At 59.7% G+C, this 20,920-nt stretch carries 19 protein-coding genes; 6 read left to right on the top strand and 13 right to left on the bottom strand.

Annotated features, from left to right (window positions below; all coding sequences use genetic code 11):
• Positions 1–107: 107 nt before the first annotated feature.
• The 5 genes from PspR84_RS17735 to PspR84_RS17715 form a co-directional block, all read right to left on the bottom strand.
• Positions 108–1,127, bottom strand: coding sequence for a branched-chain amino acid aminotransferase (locus PspR84_RS17735; RefSeq protein ID WP_053121443.1), 1,020 nt, complete (start codon positions 1,125–1,127; stop codon positions 108–110).
• Between the two features lie 241 nt (positions 1,128–1,368).
• A complete protein-coding gene (gene lpdA, locus PspR84_RS17730; protein ID WP_160058539.1) occupies positions 1,369–2,742 on the bottom strand; it encodes a dihydrolipoyl dehydrogenase in 1,374 nt (457 codons plus the stop codon).
• A 7-nt stretch (positions 2,743–2,749) separates the two neighbouring features.
• Positions 2,750–4,021: a dihydrolipoamide acetyltransferase family protein gene (locus PspR84_RS17725; protein WP_160058538.1), complete on the bottom strand. Its 1,272-nt coding sequence runs from the start codon at positions 4,019–4,021 to the stop codon at positions 2,750–2,752.
• Positions 4,022–5,080, bottom strand: coding sequence for an alpha-ketoacid dehydrogenase subunit beta (locus PspR84_RS17720; RefSeq protein WP_003224000.1), 1,059 nt, complete (start codon positions 5,078–5,080; stop codon positions 4,022–4,024).
• 1 nt (position 5,081) lies between these two features.
• Entirely contained in the window at positions 5,082–6,317 is a 1,236-nt protein-coding gene (locus PspR84_RS17715; RefSeq protein WP_160058537.1) for a 3-methyl-2-oxobutanoate dehydrogenase (2-methylpropanoyl-transferring) subunit alpha, read from the bottom strand.
• A gap of 185 nt (positions 6,318–6,502) precedes the next feature.
• On the opposite strand from PspR84_RS17715, the gene bkdR reads away from it, so the two are divergent.
• Complete coding sequence (gene bkdR, locus PspR84_RS17710; protein ID WP_160058536.1) at positions 6,503–6,991, top strand: Bkd operon transcriptional regulator BkdR; 489 nt, start codon at positions 6,503–6,505, stop codon at positions 6,989–6,991.
• Here bkdR and PspR84_RS17705 read toward each other — a convergent pair.
• Together PspR84_RS17705 and PspR84_RS17700 are read right to left on the bottom strand one after the other, a co-directional pair.
• Positions 6,966–7,865, bottom strand: coding sequence for a tyrosinase family protein (locus PspR84_RS17705; RefSeq protein WP_160058535.1), 900 nt, complete (start codon positions 7,863–7,865; stop codon positions 6,966–6,968). The genes bkdR and PspR84_RS17705 overlap by 26 nt on opposite strands.
• Positions 7,866–7,990: 125 nt before the next feature.
• The gene (locus PspR84_RS17700) at positions 7,991–8,854 is read right to left on the bottom strand and encodes an MBL fold metallo-hydrolase (RefSeq protein ID WP_160058534.1); all 864 of its coding nucleotides are present in this window, start codon (positions 8,852–8,854) and stop codon (positions 7,991–7,993) included.
• A 91-nt stretch (positions 8,855–8,945) separates the two neighbouring features.
• Here PspR84_RS17700 and PspR84_RS17695 point away from each other — a divergent pair, with 91 nt between their 5' ends.
• The 3 genes from PspR84_RS17695 (at position 8,946) to PspR84_RS17685 (ending at position 11,508) form a co-directional block, all read left to right on the top strand.
• Positions 8,946–9,287, top strand: a complete 342-nt coding sequence (locus PspR84_RS17695; RefSeq protein ID WP_007915092.1) for a metalloregulator ArsR/SmtB family transcription factor — start codon at positions 8,946–8,948, stop codon at positions 9,285–9,287.
• Positions 9,288–9,453: 166 nt separating this feature from the next.
• On the top strand, positions 9,454–10,698 hold the full coding sequence (locus PspR84_RS17690) for an FAD/NAD(P)-binding oxidoreductase (RefSeq protein ID WP_160058533.1): 1,245 nt from the start codon (positions 9,454–9,456) through the stop codon (positions 10,696–10,698).
• A gap of 9 nt (positions 10,699–10,707) precedes the next feature.
• Positions 10,708–11,508 carry a sulfite exporter TauE/SafE family protein gene (locus tag PspR84_RS17685; protein WP_160058532.1) on the top strand — a complete coding sequence of 267 codons (801 nt, stop codon included), beginning with the start codon at positions 10,708–10,710 and terminating at the stop codon, positions 11,506–11,508.
• Between the two features lie 49 nt (positions 11,509–11,557).
• Here the strand turns inward: PspR84_RS17685 and PspR84_RS17680 are convergent, their stop codons facing one another.
• From PspR84_RS17680 to PspR84_RS17655, 6 genes are all read right to left on the bottom strand, one after another.
• Positions 11,558–12,838, bottom strand: coding sequence for a TRAP transporter large permease (locus tag PspR84_RS17680; RefSeq protein WP_160058531.1), 1,281 nt, complete (start codon positions 12,836–12,838; stop codon positions 11,558–11,560).
• Complete coding sequence (locus tag PspR84_RS17675) at positions 12,838–13,365, bottom strand: TRAP transporter small permease (protein ID WP_038365548.1); 528 nt, start codon at positions 13,363–13,365, stop codon at positions 12,838–12,840. The genes PspR84_RS17680 and PspR84_RS17675 overlap by 1 nt, the downstream gene beginning before the upstream one ends.
• 76 nt (positions 13,366–13,441) lie before the next feature.
• Positions 13,442–14,413, bottom strand: a complete 972-nt coding sequence (locus PspR84_RS17670) for a TRAP transporter substrate-binding protein (protein WP_095118327.1) — start codon at positions 14,411–14,413, stop codon at positions 13,442–13,444.
• 64 nt (positions 14,414–14,477) lie between these two features.
• Positions 14,478–15,371 carry an SMP-30/gluconolactonase/LRE family protein gene (locus PspR84_RS17665; protein WP_160058530.1) on the bottom strand — a complete coding sequence of 298 codons (894 nt, stop codon included), beginning with the start codon at positions 15,369–15,371 and terminating at the stop codon, positions 14,478–14,480.
• Between the two features lie 30 nt (positions 15,372–15,401).
• Positions 15,402–16,226, bottom strand: a complete 825-nt coding sequence (locus PspR84_RS17660) for an NAD(P)-dependent oxidoreductase (RefSeq protein WP_160058529.1) — start codon at positions 16,224–16,226, stop codon at positions 15,402–15,404.
• Positions 16,227–16,502: 276 nt separating this feature from the next.
• On the bottom strand, positions 16,503–17,798 hold the full coding sequence (locus PspR84_RS17655) for an OprD family porin (protein ID WP_160058528.1): 1,296 nt from the start codon (positions 17,796–17,798) through the stop codon (positions 16,503–16,505).
• 308 nt (positions 17,799–18,106) lie between these two features.
• Here PspR84_RS17655 and PspR84_RS17650 point away from each other — a divergent pair, with 308 nt between their 5' ends.
• The gene (locus tag PspR84_RS17650) at positions 18,107–19,762 is read left to right on the top strand and encodes an MFS transporter (RefSeq protein WP_160058527.1); all 1,656 of its coding nucleotides are present in this window, start codon (positions 18,107–18,109) and stop codon (positions 19,760–19,762) included.
• The gene (locus tag PspR84_RS17645; RefSeq protein ID WP_160058526.1) at positions 19,759–20,901 is read left to right on the top strand and encodes an HlyD family secretion protein; all 1,143 of its coding nucleotides are present in this window, start codon (positions 19,759–19,761) and stop codon (positions 20,899–20,901) included. Before PspR84_RS17650 ends, PspR84_RS17645 begins: the two co-directional genes overlap by 4 nt.
• Positions 20,902–20,920 lie beyond the last annotated feature (19 nt).

Genomic DNA, 20,920 nt, shown 5'->3' with positions numbered 1-20,920 from the left:
TGAGGGGGGAAAATCTCAAGCACGCCACAAATACTGCGCCAAACGCCATAAAAAAAGCCCCCACCAATCACTCGGTGGAGGGCTTTTCTATATCAGCAGCCGTCAGATCAAACCTTGACGATCCAGCCTGCTGGCGCTTCGATGTCGCCGGTCTGTACGCCAGTCAGCTCTTTGTAGAGCTTCTGGGTCACCGGGCCGACTTCGGTTTCACTGTGGAACACATGCAGATGGTCGTTGTAGCTGATCCCACCGATCGGGGTGATCACCGCAGCAGTACCGCAAGCGCCGGCTTCTTTGAAGTCCGACAGTTTGTCGATCAGTACGTCGCCTTCAACCACTTCCAGGCCCAGACGCGATTTCGCCAGTTCGATCAGCGACAGGCGGGTGATGCCTGGCAGAACGGACGGCGAGTTCGGGGTGATGAACTTGTTGTCGTGGGTGATCCCGAAGAAGTTGGCCGAGCCGACTTCTTCGATCTTGGTGTGGGTCATCGGGTCCAGGTAGATCGCGTCGGCAAAGTTGGCTTTCTTCGCTTTCGAGCCCGGCATCAGGCTGGCAGCGTAGTTGCCACCGACCTTGGCAGCGCCGGTCCCTTGTGGGGCGGCGCGGTCGTAGCTGGAGATCTGGAAGTTATGCGGGGTCAGGCCGCCCTTGAAGTAGGCGCCGACCGGGATGCAGAAGATCGAGAAGATGAACTCGGGTGCAGTGCGCACGCCGATGTTGTCACCGACACCGATCACGAACGGACGCAGGTACAGCGCGCCGCCAGTGCCGTATGGCGGGATGAAACGCTCGTTGGCACGAACCACTTCTTTACAGGCTTCGATGAACTGCTCGGTGTCGACCGTCGGCATCAGCAGACGCGCGCAGCTGCGCTGCATGCGCAGGGCATTCTGGTCGGGGCGGAACAGGTTGATCGATCCGTCCTTGCAACGATAGGCCTTCATTCCTTCGAAGCACTGCTGGCCATAGTGAAGGGCTGTCGAGCCTTCGCTGATGTGCAGCACGTTATCTTCGGTCAGGGTGCCTTTGTCCCACTCGCCATCGCGAAAGTACGACAGATAGCGTTTGTCGGTCTTGATGTAGTCAAAACCCAGCTTGTCCCAATTGATGCTTTCGTTACCCATGACACCCTCTATCACTGAACAACCGTCGAAACGGTTCAAGGCTTCTGACGTTTTTTGGATGGGCACAACAATACTTCATTCTTGAGCGGTTTCGCAGCCCGGACGATGGGGGGATAAGCAGATTTATTAGCCTGCTTATGAAAAATCGTCTTTCATCGCTGAAAAGATCGCAGCCTGCGGCAGCTCCTACGGAATCGGCGAACCTCTGTAGGAGCTGCCGAAGGCTGCGATCTTTTGATCTTCAAAGGTGCAACGCATGCCCCAAAGCACGCAACGCCGCTTCCTGCACCGCTTCACCCAGGGTCGGATGCGCATGAATGGTGCCGCCGATGTCTTCCAGCCGCGCGCCCATTTCCAGGCTTTGCGCAAACGCCGTCGACAATTCGGAAACCCCGACGCCCACAGCCTGCCAGCCAACAATCACATGGTTATCGCGACGAGCGACCACACGCACGAAGCCGCTTTTCGACTCCAGCGTCATCGCCCGGCCATTGGCGGCGAACGGGAAACTGGAAACAATGCAGTCCAGACCTGCAGCCTTGGCCTCGTCCGGGGGTTTGCCGACCACCACCAGTTCCGGGTCGGTGAAGCACACAGCAGCAATCGCTGTCGGGTTGAACTCGCGGGTCTTGCCGCTGATCAACTCGGCAACCATTTCGCCTTGAGCCATGGCGCGGTGGGCCAGCATCGGTTCGCCGCTCAAATCGCCAATCGCGTAAACGTTGCGCATGCTGGTCTGGCAGCGGCTGTCGATCTTGATCGCCGAGCCATTCATGTCCAGATTCAGCGCTTCGAGGTTCCAGCCCTGGGTATTCGGTTTGCGACCAACGGCTACCAGCACCTGATCGGTTTCCAGATTCAGGGTTTCGCCTTCTGGATCGCGCACCTGCAAAGTACCGTCGAATCCCAGCACGCTGTGGTTGAGGTACAGCTTCACGCCCAGTTGCTTCAGCGCGTCATGCACCGGTTGCGTCAGTTCAGCGTCGTAGGCCGGCAGGATGCGATCCTGCGCCTCGACCACACTGACTTCAGCGCCAAGCTTGCGATAAGCAATGCCCAGTTCCAGACCAATGTACCCACCGCCAACCACCACCAGACGTTTCGGCACGGATTTCGGCGCCAGTGCTTCGGTGGAAGAGATGATCGGCCCGCCAATCGGCAGGATCGGCAGATTGACGCTGGTCGAACCGGTGGCCAGCACCAAGTGCTCGCACTGGATGCGCGTGTCGCCAACGTCAACGGTTTTGCCGTCGATGACTTTGGCCCAGCCATTGATGACCTGAACCTTGTTCTTTTTCAGCAAAGCAGCGACGCCGGTGGTCAGGCGATCAACGATGCCGTCCTTCCACTCGACGCTTTTGCTGATGTCGAGGCTCGGCGCGGAAACGCTGATGCCCAACGCCGAATGCTGGCTGTGATGCCGGGTCTGGTGAAACTGCTCAGCCACATGGATCAGCGCTTTCGACGGGATGCAGCCAATGTTCAGGCAGGTGCCGCCGAGCGATTGGCCTTCGACCAGAATCGTCGAAATGCCCAGTTGCCCGGCGCGGATCGCCGTGACATAACCGCCGGGGCCGCCGCCGATGATCAACAGCGTAGTGTTCAGAGATTGCATGCGCGCCTTACTCCACAAACAAAGTGGCAGGTTGTTCGATCAAGCCACGAATGGCCTGGATGAAGAGCGCCGCGTCCATGCCGTCGACCACGCGGTGATCGAAGGAACTGGAGAGGTTCATCATCTTGCGGATCACCACCTGGCCTTTGACGACCATTGGCCGTTCGACGATTTTGTTCACACCGACGATCGCCACTTCCGGCAGGTTCAACACTGGCGTGCTGACGATGCCGCCCAGCGCACCGAGGCTGGTCAGGGTGATGGTCGAGCCGGACAATTCATCGCGGCTGGCCTTGCCGTTACGCGCGGCGTTGGCCAAACGCGAGATTTCCGTGGCGCTGTCCCACAGGCTGCGCGCCTCGGCGTGACGCACCACCGGCACCATCAGGCCGACGTCGCTTTGCGTGGCGACGCCGACATGCACCGCACCGAGGCGGGTGATGACCTGCGCTTCATCGTCGTAACGGGCGTTCATTTGCGGGAAGTCGCGCAGGGCGACGACCAGCGCACGGACGAGGAACGGCAGCAAGGTCAACTTGCCACGGCTGGCGCCGTGTTTTTCATTCAAATGCGCGCGCAGTTCTTCGATGGCAGTGACGTCGATTTCTTCGACATAGCTGAAGTGTGCGGCACGCTGCGTGGCGTCCTGCATACGCTGGGCGATCTTTCGGCGCATGCCAATGACTTGAATCTGTTCTTCGTCGTTGCGCTGGGCGTAAGCGGCGGCAACCGGCGCCGCGGCATTCGACTGACCTTGCGCGAGATAAGCCTCAAGGTCTTCGTGCAACACACGACCGGCCGGGCCGGAACCGCGCACCAGACGCAATTGAATGCCCAAATCCAATGCATGTTTGCGTACGGCCGGCGAGGCCAGCGGACGCTCATCCGCTTCGCGGGCAACCATCGGGCCTTGGCAAACCGCAGCCGGACGCGGTGCGGCTGGAGCAGGTTTGCTCTCAACAACGGTTTCAACTTTCGGCGCAACCGGTGCTTCTTTAACAGGCGCAGGTGCGGCGGACTCTTTCAAGTTACCGGCACCTTCAACCTCAATGCTGATCAGCACGCTGCCAACCGCCATCACTTCACCCGGCTGACCACCAAGCGCAATCACCTTGCCATGCACGGGCGAGGGAATATCGACCATCGCCTTGTCGGTCATCACATCCGCCAGCACCTGATCTTCAACCACCAGATCGCCAACCTTGACGTGCCACTGCGACAGTTCTACTTCTGCGATGCCTTCGCCGATGTCCGGCATCTTGATAACGTGCGTGCCCATTCAGACCTCCATGACCCGTTTCAACGCCGCACCCACTCGGGACGGCCCTGGGAAATACGCCCACTCCTGCGCGTGCGGGTAGGGGGTGTCCCAACCGGTGACGCGTTCGATCGGCGCTTCCAGGTGATGGAAGCAATGCTCTTGCACCAGCGACACCAGTTCGGCGCCGAAACCGCAGGTGCGGGTGGCTTCGTGAACAACCACGCAGCGGCCGGTTTTCTTCACCGACTTGACGATGGTTTCCAGGTCCAGCGGCCACAGGCTGCGCAGGTCGATGACTTCGGCGTCAACGCCGGACTCTTCGGCCGCGACTTGCGAGACATAAACGGTGGTGCCGTAAGTCAGCACGGTCACGTCCTTGCCCGGACGCGTGATCGCAGCAACGTCCAGCGGCACGGTGTAGTAACCGTCCGGGACCTGGGCTTGCGGGTGTTTCGACCACGGCGTTACCGGGCGGTCGTGGTGGCCGTCGAACGGGCCGTTGTACAGGCGTTTCGGCTCAAGAAAGATCACTGGGTCATCGTTTTCGATGGAGGCGATCAGCAAGCCTTTGGCGTCATACGGGTTGGACGGCATCACGGTGCGCAAGCCGCACACCTGGGTGAACATTGCCTCGATGCTCTGGCTGTGGGTCTGGCCACCGTAGATACCGCCGCCGCAAGGCATGCGCAGGGTCATTGGAGCGGTGAACTCGCCGGCCGAGCGATAACGCAGGCGCGCAGCTTCCGAAATAATCTGGTCGGAGGCGGGGTAGACGTAGTCGGCGAACTGAATCTCGGCGACCGGACGCAAACCGTAAGCGCCCATGCCGACGGCCACGCCGACGATGCCGCTTTCCGAGATAGGTGCGTCGAATACCCGCGAGGTGCCGTACTTGGTCTGCAGTCCTTCGGTGCAACGGAACACGCCGCCGAAGTAGCCAACGTCCTGACCGAACACGACGACGTTGTCATCACGCTCAAGCATCACATCCATGGCCGAGCGCAGGGCCTGGATCATGGTCATGGTGGTCGTGGTCATGGCGGTTTCCAACTGGATATTGTTGTTGTGATCGTTCATGTCAGATCCCCAACTGCTGACGCTGGCGCTTCAAGTGCTCCGGCATCTCTTTGTAGACGTCTTCGAACATGGTCGCGGCGCTTGGAATCTGGCCGCCGGCGAGGGTGCCGTACTGTTCGGCCTGTTTTTGCGCGGCAATCACTTCGGCTTCAAGCTCGGCGCTGACGGCAGCGTGCTCTTCGTCCGACCAGTGGCCGACCTTGATCAGGTGCTGTTTGAGACGGGCAATCGGGTCGCCGAGCGGGAAGTGGCTCCAGTCATCGGCAGGACGGTATTTCGACGGATCGTCGGAGGTCGAGTGCGGGCCGGCGCGGTAGGTGACCCATTCGATCATGGTCGGGCCAAGGTTGCGGCGGGCGCGTTCGGCAGCCCAGGCAGAAGCGGCGTAGACCGCGTAGAAGTCGTTGCCATCCACGCGTAGCGAGGCGATGCCGCAACCAACACCGCGTCCGGCGAAGGTGGTGGCTTCACCACCGGCGATGGCCTGGAAGGTCGAAATCGCCCATTGGTTGTTGACCACATTGAGGATCACCGGCGCGCGATAAACGTGGGCGAAGGTGAGGGCGGTGTGGAAGTCCGATTCGGCGGTGGCGCCGTCACCGATCCACGCCGAGGCGATTTTGGTGTCGCCCTTGATCGCCGAGGCCATGCCCCAGCCCACGCCCTGAATGAACTGGGTGGCGAGGTTGCCGGAAATGGTGAAGAATCCGGCGTCCTTGACCGAGTACATGATCGGTAACTGGCGGCCTTTGAGCGGATCGCGCTCGTTGGACAGCAGTTGGCAGATCAGGTCGACCAGTGGCACTTCGCGGGCCATCAGGATGCTTTGCTGGCGGTAGGTCGGAAAGCACATGTCGTCGATGTTCAAGGCCAGCGCCTGAGCACTGCCGATGGCTTCTTCGCCGAGGCTTTGCATGTAGAACGACATTTTTTTCTGACGCTGGGCGACCACCATGCGGTTGTCGTAGATGCGCGTCTTGAGCATGGCGCGCATGCCTTTACGCAGGATCTCGACTGGTACGTTTTCAGCCCAAGGGCCGAGGGCGTTGCCCTGATCGTCGAGCACACGAATCAGCCCACGCGCCAGGTCGGCGGTGTCGGCGGGTTCGACGTCGATGGAAGGTTTGCGCACCGTACCGGCATCGGTCAGATGCAGGTAGGAAAAATCGGTTTTGCAGCCTGGACGGCCCGAGGGTTCAGGGACGTGCAGGCGCAGCGGTTCATACGCTTGGGTCATGGCTTCTACGCTCGATCTTGTGAATTTCTTGTAGTGAGCTGGCAGTCATTCTTCGGTAGAAGAAATCTTGTCCTACAACAATCATAGGCCCGGGCAAGAAGAATATTTATCTCTGTTTCATTGCGCTGGAGATCATTTGCAGATAGAAATTCTGCATAAACAAAAAAAACAGGTGGTTTTGTCTCATGCGCAAACTGGACCGTACCGACATCGGCATTCTCAACAGCCTTCAGGAGAACGCGCGCATCACCAACGCCGACCTCGCGCGCTCGGTAAACCTGTCGCCGACGCCGTGCTTCAATCGGGTCAAGGCAATGGAAGAATTGGGCCTGATCCGCGAGCAGGTCACGCTGCTGGATGCTGATCTGCTGGGATTGCACGTGAACGTGTTCATTCACGTCAGCCTGGAGAAACAGGTCGAGGAAGCGCTGCAGCATTTCGAGGAAGCCATCTCCGATCGCCCGGAGGTGATGGAGTGCTACCTGATGGCCGGAGACCCGGATTACCTTATCCGGGTCCTGGTGCCGACCATTCAGTCGCTCGAACGCTTCATGATGGACTTCCTGACCAAAGTTCCGGGTGTGGCGAACATTCGGTCAAGCTTCGCGCTCAAGCAGGTGCGCTACAAGACCGCGCTGCCGTTGCCGATCAATGGTTTGATTCTGGGGGCGTGATCGCGGTGCCAGCACTACTGAAGTCATACCGATAATCAAGTGCCGCAGTGTCGAGGGCCTGGCTAATCTTCCAGGTCTGTTGCCAAGGGGCAGGTTCGATGTCCGGATGAAAGATCATTGTGGCCTCGAGCATGCCGTTGGGTGCGTTTTCGGCAAATGATATGACTTCTTCGGCAGGGTGCTGGCGCTTCCACCTTTCCCACAGATAATCGAGATGACAGTGGTGGAGGAAGAATATCGGGTCGTTTGGTGACGCGGCCGTGCCCATGTTGCCGCCGACCCACGAATGCACGTTGTTGTGCATCCGCTCCATCTGGTTTTCCCAACCTTCGGGTTCGGACCAGTAGGGTGTGCGGTTCATGACTGACTCGATTTCCTGCACGGTGGGCAGTGGCGAACCCGCTGCGCCGAAATTGCGCCTCAGCGCCGCAATCCCTTCGTCACCATCCCAGACCTTGATGCCAAAGACCTGCCCCTCGAAAGCAAATGGCCCGATGGTTACGCGCTGTTCAAACCGCGCATCGCCATCCCTGCCCATGAAATCATCGACGAATGGGTTGTCCGCGCCGCTCATGCTCCAGTTCCAGTACGGTAGGGTAATGCCGGGGTCGTTGGCTGCGGCTTGCAGTTCCCGCTCGAATTGGCGAATCAGGATGCGGTGCCAGGGGAAAAACAGCGGATTGCGATGGGGGTTGGGGAAAATCGGATTGCCCTGTCCCATGGAGTTCTTGTGAATCTGTACAAAGTCATCGTAGCGATACTGCTGACCAGGTCGCAGGATACTGGGGGTTTGATTTTTCAGGATCAGGATGGCCCTGATGAACGCGTTTTTCTGTGCCACGGTCATGTCACGGTGATTACGACGAATATCCATATTGCGAAAACTCCATTGAATGTTTGCCCAATGGAGTCTGCTCGCTTACGGGATTTTCACCAGTTCATCACCCTCGACAGCGTTCGTAGGAAAAATAATCCGGCAACGGCCCTAGCGGTTTTTTCCTATAGCGAATTGAGCGGAATCTTCAGGTAAACCACACCGTTGTCCTCCGCCGCTGGCAGATTCCCCGCTCGCACATTTACCTGAATCGCCGGCAGCAACAGCGTCGGCATGCCCAGCCCGGCATCGCGCTTGGTGCGCATGTCGACGAACGCTGCCTGATCAATCCCGTCATGCACATGAATATTGTGTTTGCGTTGTTCGCCGACCGTGGTCTGGCACTGTGAGGCGCGACCTTCGGGCGGATAATCGTGGCAAACGTAGAGTTTCACACTGGCCGGGAAGGCCAGCAGCTTTTGGATCGAATTGAACAACTGATGGGCGTTGCCGCCGGGAAAGTCGCAGCGCGCCGTGCCGACATCGGGCATGAACAATGTGTCGCCGACCAGAATCTGCTCGCCATCGATCAGATAAGCCACGTCCGCCGGGGTGTGGCCGGGGACGTGCAGGGCCGTGGCCTTGAGGTTGCCGATGCGAAATGACTCGTTCGGCGCAAGCAGATGATCGAACTGTGAGCCGTCGACGCAAAACTCCGGCTCCAGATTGAACAGTGCCTTGAACACGTTCTGCACTTTGCTGATCGATTCACCGATGGCGATTTTGCCACCCAGTTCCCGGCGCAGGTAAGGCGCGGCGGACAGGTGATCGGCGTGGGCATGGGTTTCCAGCAGCCACTGCACCTGCAAATTGTGGGCGCGAACGAAGGCGATGATTTTGTCGGCCTGGGCGGTGCAGGTGCGTCCGGCAGCGCCGTCGTAATCGAGCACCGGATCAACGATCGCACACTGCCCGCCATCCACTTCATAGACCACATAGCTGTAGGTCGAAGAGGCGGGGTCGAGGAAAGCTTCAATCTGCGCGGGCATGGACACCAACCTGAACAAGGGAAATGGGTTGCAACACTTTATCTAAAAACATAATGTTCGCAGCTTAAGTGACCTTGAAGGCATCGTGCAAATGCAATCCAGTCTGACCGAATGTGAAGTCGCCCAGCTGCGCGCCTCGGCCTCCAAGGCCTGTGCGCTGCTCAAGGCCATGGCCAATGAGGATCGCCTGCTGATCCTGTGTCAACTGACCCAAGGCGAACGCAATGTCGGCGAACTGGAAAAAATGACCGGTGTGCGCCAGCCGACGCTGTCCCAGCAATTGGGCATCCTGCGCGATGAAGGGCTGGTCGCGACCCGTCGTGAAGGCAAGTACATTTTCTACGGCCTCGCCAGTCCGGAGGTCATCCAGGTGATGAAAACCCTCTCCGGGTTGTATTGCGGAGCCGTGCTGAAAAGTCTGGGTCATCAATAAATGCCAGCCAACACGCTATCCCATGTAGGAGTGAGCCTGCTCGCGATAGCGGTGGGTCAGCCAACATCCTTATTGACTGACACACCGCTATCGCGAGCAGGCTCACTCCTACAATGGATTTGTGTGAAGGCTGAGAAATCCTTGCGTGCAGCAAAAGGAACAAGCAATGAACGATCAACACTGGGGCCCATCCATCAGTGCGGACATCGTGGTCATCGGCGGCGGTACGGCCGGTATCGGTTTTGTCGCCAGCCTGCTCAAGCGTGATCCGGCGCTGAAAGTTACCGTGATCGAACCCAGCGCCCAGCATTACTACCAACCGGCGTGGACGCTGGTCGGCGGTGGTGCCTTTGATGTGAAAGACACGGCCCGGGCCATGAACAAGGTCATGCCAAAGCAAGCGAACTGGCTGCAAGCGGCGGTCACCGCAATCGACCCCGACAAACGCCAACTCACCCTCAACGATCAACGCTCGGTCAGCTATCAAAACCTGATTGTCTGCCCCGGCCTGCGTCTGGCCTGGGAGAAGATCGAAGGCTTGCAGGAAAGCCTTGGCCAGCACGGTGTCACCTCCAACTACAGCTACCAGCACGCGCAATACACCTGGGATCAGGTGCAGAAACTGCGCAGCGGCAAAGCGCTGTTCACTCAACCGGCGATGCCGATCAAATGCGCCGGCGCGCCGCAAAAGGCGCTGTACCTGTCCTGCGATCACTGGCGTAAAAACGGTGCGCTGAATAATATCAATGTCGAATTCAACTTGGCCGGCGCCGCGCTGTTCGGTGTGGCGACGTTCGTCCCGCCGTTGATGAAGTACATCGAAAAATACAACGCGCAGCTGGCGTTCAACTCGAATCTGGTCAAGGTCGACGGCCCGGCGAAAACCGCGTGGTTCGAGATCAAGGACGCTGAAGGCAACGTCACCCGTGAGGCGAAAACCTTCGATCTGCTCCACGTCGTGCCGCCGCAGATCTCGCCGGACTTCATCGCCCAAAGTCCTCTCTCCGATGCCGCCGGCTGGTGCGAGGTCAACCCGCACAGCCTGCAACATCCGCGCTTTCCCGAGGTGTTCGGACTCGGTGATATCTGTGGCACCAGTAACGCGAAAACCGCCGCAGCGGTGCGCAAGCAAGTCGTGGTGGTGGCGGAAAACCTGCTGGCCCTACGCAAGCAACAACCGCTGCCGCTGAAGTACGACGGCTATGGTTCCTGCCCGCTAACGGTGGAGAAGGGCAAGGTGATCCTTGCCGAGTTCGGATACGCCGGCAAGTTGCTGCCGACCTTTCCACTGGACCCGACGGTGGCGCGGCGTTCGGCATGGTTTCTCAAGGCGACGCTGCTGCCGTGGTTCTACTGGAACGGCATGCTCAAGGGCCGCGAGTGGCTGACACGTGTGTCCAAGGTCGACTGAGAAAACCCTATGTTGCTGGCAAGTCTGTTTGGCGTGGTGATGGGGTTGGTCCTCGGTTTGACCGGGGCCGGCGGTGGCATTCTGGCGGTGCCGGCGCTGGTGCTCGGGCTTGGCTGGACGATGACGCAGGCAGCGCCGGTGGCGTTGTTTGCGGTCGGCAGTGCGGCGGCGGTCGGTGCCATCGACGGTTTGCGTCATGGCCTGGTGCGCTATCGCGCGGCGCTGTTGATTGCGGCGTTGGGCGCAGTGTTTTCGCCGTTGGGCATTTACTTCGCGCACCAGTTGTCGGAGAAAATCCTGATGGTCCTGTTCAGCCTGCTGATGGTCATGGTGGCCTGGCGCATGTTGCGCCGTGAGCGTCAGCAGGAGGGGCCGAGCGATCACGGGCATGCCAGTTGGGGCCAGAAGAATTGCATGCTCAATGAACAAACCGGGCGGTTTGACTGGACCGCCAAGTGCACCGCAACCCTGGCTGCTTTGGGCGCGATTACCGGGGTGGTCTCCGGATTGCTCGGTGTGGGTGGCGGTTTTCTGATCGTGCCGGCGTTCAAGCAACTGACCGACGTGCAGATGCGCGGGATTGTCGCGACGTCGTTGATGGTGATCAGTCTGATCTCGGCGATCGGGGTGGTCGGCTCGTTTCATGCCGGTGTGCGGATTGACGGGCAGGGCGCGGCGTTTATCGTCGCCAGCATTGTCGGCATGATCATCGGGCGCAAGCTCTGTGCGCGGGTGCCGGCGCGGGCGTTGCAGGCGGGGTTTGCCAGTGTGTGTCTCGTGGTGGCGGGGTATATGTTGTTGCGGGCGTGAGGTTCAAAAGAAATCGCAGCCCATCAAGGGCTGCGATCTTTTTATCGGCTTACAACACCAGATGCGGCAACCACAGCGACAGTGCCGGCACGTAAGTCACCAACATCAACACCAGGAACAGCACCGCGTAAAACGGCAGCAGCGCCTTCACGGTGCTCTCGATACTGACCTTGCCCACCGCCGAACCGACAAACAACACCGCACCCACCGGCGGCGTTATCAATCCGATCCCAAGGTTCACCAGCATGATCATGCCGAACTGCACCGGGTCAACACCAATGCCGAGAATCACCGGCATCAGGATCGGCGTCAGAATCAGGATCAGCGGCGCCATGTCCATCACCGTGCCGAGCAACAGCAGCATGACGTTGATGCACATCAGGATCACGTAGCGGTTGTCCGACAGGGTCAGAAACGCCGTGGTGATCTTCGCCGGAATTTGCATCAGGGTCATGATGTAACCGAAGCTCGCCGCGAAACCGATCAGGATCATCACGATCGAAATCGTCCGCACCGTACGGTGCATCAGTTTCGGCAGTTCGCTCCACTTGTAGTCGCGGTAGATGAACATGGTGACGAAGAATGACCAGAGCACGGCGATGGCCGCCGATTCGGTCGCGGTGAAGATGCCGGACAGGATGCCGCCGAGGATGATCACCATCGCCATCATGCCCCAGAGGGCTTCGCCGACGATTTTCAACGCCTGGCGCATCGGGATCACTTCACCCTTGGGGTAGTTGCGTTTTTTCGCGAAGATCAGGCACAGCACCATCAGGCAGGCGCTCATCAGCAAGCCCGGAACGATGCCCGCCATGAACAGTGAGGCAATCGAAACCGTGCCACCGGCGGCCAGGGAGTAAAGCACCGAGTTATGGCTTGGCGGGGTCAGCAGGGCTTGCACCGAACCGCTGACGGTCACGGCGGTGGAGAAATCCCGTGGATAGCCCTTGCGTTCCATTTCCGGGATCAGCACCGAACCCACCGACGCGGTGTCCGCCACCGACGAACCGGAGATCGCGCCGAAGAACGTCGACGCGACAATGTTGACCAGTGACAGACCACCGCGGACAAAACCCACCAGCACCCCGGCACACGCCACCAATCGACGCGACATGCCACCCTCGGCCATGATCGCACCGGCCAGCACGAAGAACGGAATGGCCAGCAGCGAGAATTTGTTCACCCCCGAGGCGACCTGAATCATCACCGCCTGGAACGGAATGTCGATCCACCACGCACCGATCAGCGCGGCGGCGCCCAGCGCGTAGGCGACTGGCATACCGATCAGGATCAATACGATAAAACTGCCCAGCAGTATCAGAGCGTCCATTAAGCGGCACCTTCACTTTCTTCAACCAGGTCGAACTGCACGACCCGCCGTTTGCTCTGGTCACCGAGCAAGAGTTTTTCCAGCACGAAAATCAGCGTCAGCAGGCCGCCCACGGGAATCGGCAAGTAGGTCACGCCAACCCGCAGATCGGGCAGGGCCGCCATGAACTGATTCCAGGTGGACATGCACAGCTTGGCGCCCCAGATCGTCATGAAGATGCAGATCGCCGCCATGAGCAGTTGGGAAAAAATCGCCGCCGCGCTTCTCAACTGCGGCGGCATGCGGTCGGTGAGCATGGCCACAGCCATGTGTGCGCCGGCGCGGTAACTGGCGGCGGCGCCGATAAAGGTAAACACCATCATCAGCAGGATCGCCGTGGGCTCGGGCCAGCTCGAACCGGTGCCCAGGACGTAGCGGGCGAACACGCCCCAGGGAATCATCAGGGAAATCGCCAGGACGGAAAGGCCGGCGACCCAGATGCACGTCATGTAGATCTTGTCGTTGATACGCAGCAGTAGATTCTTCATCGGGTTCCACCGTAACCGGGCGCGCCGCAGTCATCGGGCGCACCGGGCCTTGTTCATGAGGACGGAGCGGGAGGCGTTACTGAACGGCTTCGATTTTCTTGATCAGGTCGGCATACTTCGCGCCGTACTTTTCCCGTACCGGGGCGGTGGCGTCGTAGAAGGGCTTCTTGTCGACCTCGATGAACTCGACGCCGGCGGCCTTGAGTTTTTCTTCACTGGCAGCGGACTTCTTGTCCCACAGCACGCGCTCTTCGGCCTGGGCAGCCTTGGCGGCTGTCTTGACCAGCGCCTGTTGATCCGGCGTCAGTTTTTCCCAGGTGATTTTCGACATCACGATCGGCTCTGGCAGGATCAGGTGACCCGTGAGGCTGTAGTACTTCGCATTCTGGAAGTGGTTGTGTTCGAGCAGGGTCGGCGGGTTGTTTTCCGCGCCGTCGATCACGCCGGTCTGCAGGGCGCTGAAAATTTCACCGGTGTCCATCGCGATGCCGTTGCCGCCCATGGCGTTCATCATGTCGATGAACATCGGGTTGCCTTGCACGCGGATTTTCATACCCTTGAGGTCTTCGAGCTTGCGCACCGGTTTCTTGGTGTAGACGTTGCGCGTGCCGCCGTCCATCCAGGCCAGGGCCACCAGGCCGAATTCGGAATTGGTGATTTTGTCGAGGATTTCGTCGCCCACTGCGCCGTCGATGACGTTACGCATGTGTTGATGATCGCGGAAGATGAACGGCATGTTGAACACGTTCACGTCTGGAACGACAGGGCCGACGATGCCCAGGCTGACGCGAGACAGCTGTACGGCGCCGACTTGCATCTGCTCGATGACTTCCTTTTCGGAGCCCAGCACACCGCCGGGAAAGTATTGGAAGGTCAGCTCGCCGTTGGTCTCCTTGGTCAGGGTCTTGCCCATGTTTTCTTCGGCCACCACGGTTGGATAACCGGCGGGATGAATGTCAGCGAATTTGAGTTGCAGTGCCTGAGCGGCGCCAGTGAAGGTAAACATCAGCGGGAGTGCAGCGGCCAGCAAGGTGCGTTTGAAGTTCATGGGGGTGAGTCTCCAGTCTTGTTATTTTTGTGTTCAAGGCGCAGCGGTGCAGCAGAGGGGGGTGTTACAGCAAATCGTTGAACAGCGGCTCCGGCAGGCCTTTGACGTTGAGGTTCAGGGCGAACACGCCGCCTGCGAGAGATTGCGGGTCGTGATCGTCGCCGGGACGAATCGAGGTCACGAACAGGGTGTCCATCCGGCTGCCGCCGAAGGCGCACATGGTCGGTTTTTTCACCGGGACTGCCAGCGAGAAGTCGAGTCGGCCGTCCGGTGCGAAACGGTGAATGAGGCCGGCGTCATTGGCGCAGATCCAGTAGAAACCTTCGGCGTCCACGGCGGCGCCATCGGGGCGACCGGGGAAGTGGTTCATGTCGACGAAAACCCGGCGATTCGATGGTGTGCCGGTGTCAGTGTCGTAATCGAACGCCCAGATCAACTGCACATCGGGGTGCGAATCGGACAGGTACATGGTTTTGCCGTCGGGGCTGAAACCGAGGCCGTTGGGCACGATGAAACCGTCGAGCTGCGCTTCGATCACGTCAGACTGCCCGGCGCCGTAACGATAGAGCCGGCCCTCGGGCGCATTCAGGCCCATGTTCAACACCATGCTGCCGGCCCAGAAGCGGCCCTGACGGTCGCAGCGGCCATCGTTGAGGCGCATGTCTTCGCGGCTGTGTGCGACGCTGGCGAGCCGCTCACTGTCGAGGCTGCCGTCGCTGTGCGGGTGCAGATGAAAGAAGCCGCTTTCCATTCCGGCCACCCAGCCGCCACGGTGGTGGCGGGCGATGCAGGCGAGCATTTCCGGGGTTTTCCAGGCATGCACATGGCCCGTGTCAGCGCTCCAGCGTTGCAGGCCGCCGTTGGGAATATCGACCCAGTACAGCGCGTTTTCCTCTGCCACCCAGACCGGGCTTTCGCCCACGGCGTTGCGGGCATCGACGATCAATTCGGCTTGCATACTCATTCCTTTGCGTCGTTGTCAGGGAGATCAGTCGCCGAACGGTCCGGCCGCGACAAACGCGCCGCCCTGATAGATCCGCGCCGGGTCATAGGCGGCCGGCATCGGTTGTGCCTCGACTTTTTCGCGGAACACTTCGGAGCTGTCCTTCGCTTCGAACCCGAGGTGGCTGGCGAAGCGGTTGTCCCACCAGACGTCCTTGTTGGCGGACATGCCATAAACCACGGTGTGGCCGACGTTTGGCGTATACAGCGCGCGTTCGAGCAATTGCGTGAGGTCGTCGAAGCTCAGCCAGGTGTGCATCATTCGGCGGTTCTGCGGCTCGGGAAACGAGGAGCCGATGCGGATGCTGACGGTCTCGATGCCGTAGCGATCGAAGTAGAAACTGGCCATGTCTTCGCCGTAGGACTTGGACAAGCCGTAGTAACCATCGGGGCGCCGTGCGGAGCTGGCGTCGAGCGATTCGTCCTGTTTGTAGAAGCCGATGACATGGTTGGAGCTGGCGAAGATCACCCGCTTCACGCCATGCCGGCGCGCAGCTTCATAGATGTGAAACACACCGCTGATGTTGGCGCCGAGGATTTCTTCGAACGGCCGCTCCACGGAGACACCGCCGAAATGCAGGATCGCGTCGACGCCCTCGACCAGTTGGTGTACGGCGTGTTTGTCGGCGAGGTCGCAGACCACGATTTCTTCGCGATCATCGACGGCTGGGGCGAGGGCGGCGATGTCCGACAGGCGCAGGACATTGGCGTAAGGGCGCATACGTTCGCGCAGGACTTTGCCCAGGCCACCGGCAGCGCCGGTCAGCAGCAGGCGATTGAATGGAGCGCGGGGAGTAGAGGTAGACGTCATGGCAATCCCTGGACACATTGTTATTAGGTTTGTTGTAGGTTGTCGTATGACTGCGCTGAAGTATCGGTAGGGTTTCCGGAACTTGTCAACGCGACTTTTGGCGTAGATGACGGAAGGTGAAACAGTTTTTTCCTCCGGGCGATCTCGCCTTGCAATGCAATCCCCTGTAGGAGTGAGCCTGCTCGCGATTGCGGTGTATCAGTCGAAGAGGATGTCGTCTGACACATCGCTATCGCGAGCAGGCTCACTCCTACAGGGGGCGTACTTGCCGACGAATTACAACAACGAAATCGGATAACTGATAAAGATCCGGTTCTCGTCAAACTCGTTGGTGCTGAAGTCCCGGCGAATCGTCGCGTTGCGCCATTTCACGTTGAGATTTTTCAGCGGGCCGCTCTGCACGGTGTAGGCCAGTTCCGACTCGCGGCCCCATTCCTTGCCGTCATTGGTGGTGGCGGTGTGCACGTTGTCGCCGCTGATGTAGCGGTTCATCAGGGTCAGGCCCGGAACACCGAGGGCGACGAAGTTGTAGTCGTGGCGCAACTGCCAGGAACGTTCCTTGGCGTTGTCATAACTGGCGTTGTAGCTGTCGTTGGCGAGGGTGCCGCCGCTGGTGCCGTTGACCCGCATCCAGGCGTCGTCGCCGCTGAGTTTTTGCAGGCCAACGTAGAAGGTGTTGCCGCCATATTTGGCCGAGAGCATGGCGAACGCGGTCTTGTTGTCGAGTTCGCCGGCCTGGGCGCTGCCATCTTCCTTGCCGGTGAAGAAACCGAGGTTGGCGCCCAGCGTCCAGTCGCCCAACGGCTGGCTGTGGCTGAGATTGAAATACTGCTGCTGGTAGATGTCCGTGAGTTCGGCGTACCAAACGCCGACCAGGGTGCGTTTGTCGTTGAAGGTGTATTCGCCACCGCCGAAGTTGAAGCGGTCGGAAGTGAACGCGCCACGGCCGTTCATTGACATGTCTTCCATGCTCGCGTCGTTGCGCGGGCTGTTGCCACGGAACTGGCCGCCGTAGACGGTCAGGCCATTGATCTCGGTGGAAGTGATCTGGCCGCCACGAAAAGTTTGCGGGAGGGAGCGGCCATCGTCGGAGCGCAGGATCGGCAGCACCGGCATCCATTCGCCGACCTTCAGTTCGGTCTTCGAGACCTTGGCTTTCAGCGCTACGCCGAGGCGCCCGAAGTTGTCGGCCGGACGCCCGTCATCGTGGATCGGCAACAGTTGCGTGCCGCCCGTGCCTTTGCCGCCATCGAGCTTCTGCGAATACATCCCCAGCAGATCAAGGCCGAAACCGACGGTGCCCTGAGTGAAGCCGGATTTGGCATCAAGGATGAAGTTCTGCGTCCACTCCTCAGCCTTGCCCTGCGGGTTGGCCGGGTTGACGAAGTTGCGGTTGAAGTAGGCGTTGCGCAGGTTCAGCGTGGCTTTGCTGTCGTCGAGAAAACCTTCGGCTTCGGCGCTCATCGGTATGGCGAGGGCGAGGCTGCTGCAGCCGATCAGACTTAAAGCGGTACGCGGGCGGGTGACGGAAAGACGGGAAGGGCGGACGGAACTGCAGACGAGTGTGCTCACTGTGACGCTCCCTGTTTCGTTTGTTGTTTTTATTATTTGTTATACGTCGTCGTACAACATGGGTGCGGATATTTCCTAGGTTTCCCGGGAATGTCAACAGCAAGTTGTGCGATGACTTCGGTCATCACACAGAACCCTTGTAGGAGTGAGCCTGCTCGCGATAGCGGTGTATCAGTCGACATTTCCATCATTGATACAACGCGATCGCGAGCAGGCTCACTCCTACAAGGGATCTGTGTTGTCCATGGGATGTGTGTTGCAGGTGAATTTGCGGCAAACTTCACCCACCTTCCGCACAAGGCTTTTCCATGGATCAATACGCCCCGCGCAACTGGCAGCCCCACGAAAAGCCCAGTCTGCCCGGTTCCCCCTCGACGCCGTTGCACTCCAATCCCAAGCGTCTGGCCTATGCGCTGGTCGGTTTGCTGGTGGCGGTGACCGGTGGCTTGGGCAACTCGCTGGTGGTTGCCAACTTGCCTTATCTGCAAGGTGCACTCGGCGCGACCACGGCGGAAATGGCCTGGTTACCGGCGGCGTACGTGATGACCAACGTGTCGATGAACCTGCTGCTGGTGAAGTTTCGCCAGCAGTTTGGTTTGCGCGCGTTCACCGAAGTGTTTCTGGTGCTGTACGCGCTGGTGACCTTCGGCCATCTGTTCGTCAACGATCTGAATTCGGCGGTGGCGGTGCGGGCGGCCCACGGCATGGTCGGCGCGGCGCTGAGTTCGCTGGGCCTGTATTACATGGTTCAGGCGTTCCCGGCGAAGTGGCGGCTGAAGGCGCTGGTGCTCGGCCTCGGCACGTCACAACTGGCGTTGCCATTGGCGCGATTATTTTCCGAAGATTTGCTGCAGATCGCCGAATGGCGCGGCTTGTACCTGTTCGAACTGGGCATGGCGTTGCTGTCGCTAGGCTGCGTATTGCTGCTCAAATTACCGCCCGGCGACCGTTTCAAAACCTTCGAAATACTCGACTTTCTCACCTTCGCCATTCTCGCCACTGGCGTGGCGCTGCTGTGTGCGGTGTTGTCGCTGGGGCGGATTGACTGGTGGCTGGAGTCGGACTGGATTGGCGTCGCTCTGGCATCGTCCATCGCGCTGATTATTGCCGGTCTGGCCATCGAACATAACCGCAGCAACCCGCTGCTGATGACCCGTTGGCTGGGCAGCGGGACGATGATCCGGCTGGCGCTGGCGGTGACCCTGATTCGCATGGTCACCTCGGAGCAGTCCACCGGTGCGGTCGGTTTCATGCAGAACCTGAACATGGGCTACGAGCAGTTGCACAGCCTGTATGTGGTGATGCTGATCGGCAGCGTCGCGGGTTTGGTGACCAGCGCACTGACGATCGACCCCAAACACCTGCTGATGCCGTTGATTATCTCGCTGGGTCTGATGGCCACCGGGTCAGTGATGGACAGTTTTTCCAACAACCTGACGCGCCCGGAAAACCTCTACTTCAGTCAGTTCCTGCTGGCCTTCGGCAGCACGTTTTTCCTTGGCCCGACCATGGTCTTCGGCACCCGTAACGTGTTGACCAATCCGCGCAATCTGGTGAGCTTTTCGGTGCTGTTCGGGATCTGCAACAACCTCGGCGGCCTGCTCGGTGCGGCACTTCTGGGCACGTTTCAGATCGTCCGGGAAAAATTTCATTCCAGTCAAATCGTTGAGCACCTGACGCTGTCTGACCCTTTGGTGGCTGCGCGCGTGCAGAGCGGCGGCTCGGCGTACGGATCGCTGTTGGCCGACCCGAGTCTGCGCAACCTTGCGGGTATTCGCAGCTTGGCCAACGCCGCCACCCGTGAGGCCAACGTGCTGGCCTACAACGATGTGTTCATGCTGATCTCCGTGATTGCGGTGCTGACCATGATCTGGCTGTCCATTCGTGCGCTGTGGCTGATGAGCACCACCAAAGCCGTCGCCCCTGCGCCATCCACACCTTCGAGCGGTGCCACTTCTTCATGACCGAACCGACCACCACAACCACCAATGCCATTGCCGCCACGCCCGAAGGTGTGGCGCCACCGTCATCGCCGAACACCGAGCCACGCTCGCTGCGGGTGCGGATTATTTCCTCGCTGGGCTTCGCGGCGATTGCCATCGTTGGCGTGCTGATCGTGCTGTATGCCTGGCAATTGCCGCCGTTCAGCAGTGCGGTCGAGACCACCGAAAACGCTCTGATTCGTGGCCAGGTGACGATCATCGGCCCGCAGCTCGCCGGTTATGTCTATGAAGTGCCGGTGCAGGATTTCCAGTACGTGAAGGCTGGCGATTTGTTGGTGCGTCTGGACGATCGCATCTATCAGCAGCGCCTCGATCAGGCGCTGGCGCAACTGGCGGTGCAGAAGGCCGCGCTGGCCAACGTGGTGCAGCAACGCAACAGCGCCGAGGCCACAATCAAATTGCGTCAGGCCGTGCAGGCCGACAGCGAAGCGCAGTTGCGCAAAAGCGAGGCTGATCTGCGACGGAATCAGGAATTGGTGCGTGACGGTTCGGTGTCCAAGCGTGAGATGGATGTAGCGCTGGCGGCGAATGCGCAAAGCATTGCAGCGGTGGCCCAGGCCAAGGCCAATCTGGAAATCGCCCGCCAGGATCTGCAAACGGTAATCGTCAATCGCGGCTCGCTGGAAGCCGCAGTGGCCAGCGCCGAAGCAGCGGTGCAACTGGCGCGGATCGACTTGTCGAACACGCGCATCGTCGCCCCGCGTGACGGTCAGCTCGGGCAGATCGGCGTGCGCCTCGGCGCCTACGTCAATTCCGGGGCGCAGTTGATGGCGTTGGTGCCGAACCAGAAATGGGTGATCGCCAACATGAAGGAAACCCAGATGGACAACGTCCGCGTCGGGCAACCGGTGCGCTTCACCGTCGATGCGCTGAACCACCGCAAATTCACCGGGCATGTGCAGCATATTTCGCCGGGGACGGGCTCGGAATTTGCCCTGTTGCAGGCGGATAACGCCACCGGCAACTTCGTCAAAATTGCTCAGCGCGTGCCGGTGCGGATCACCATTGATGCGGATCAGCAGGAAGAGGAGCGGTTACGGCCGGGGATGTCAGTTGTCGTCAGCATCGACACCGCCGCTGGAGACACCCAACCTCACTGATCAACAGATAACCCTGTGG

It is taken from the genome of Pseudomonas sp. R84, assembly GCF_009834515.1.
Classification (GTDB): Bacteria; Pseudomonadota; Gammaproteobacteria; order Pseudomonadales; family Pseudomonadaceae; genus Aquipseudomonas.
Note: the sequence above shows the minus strand (reverse complement) of the source record. Positions and strands in the feature narration are given on the sequence as shown.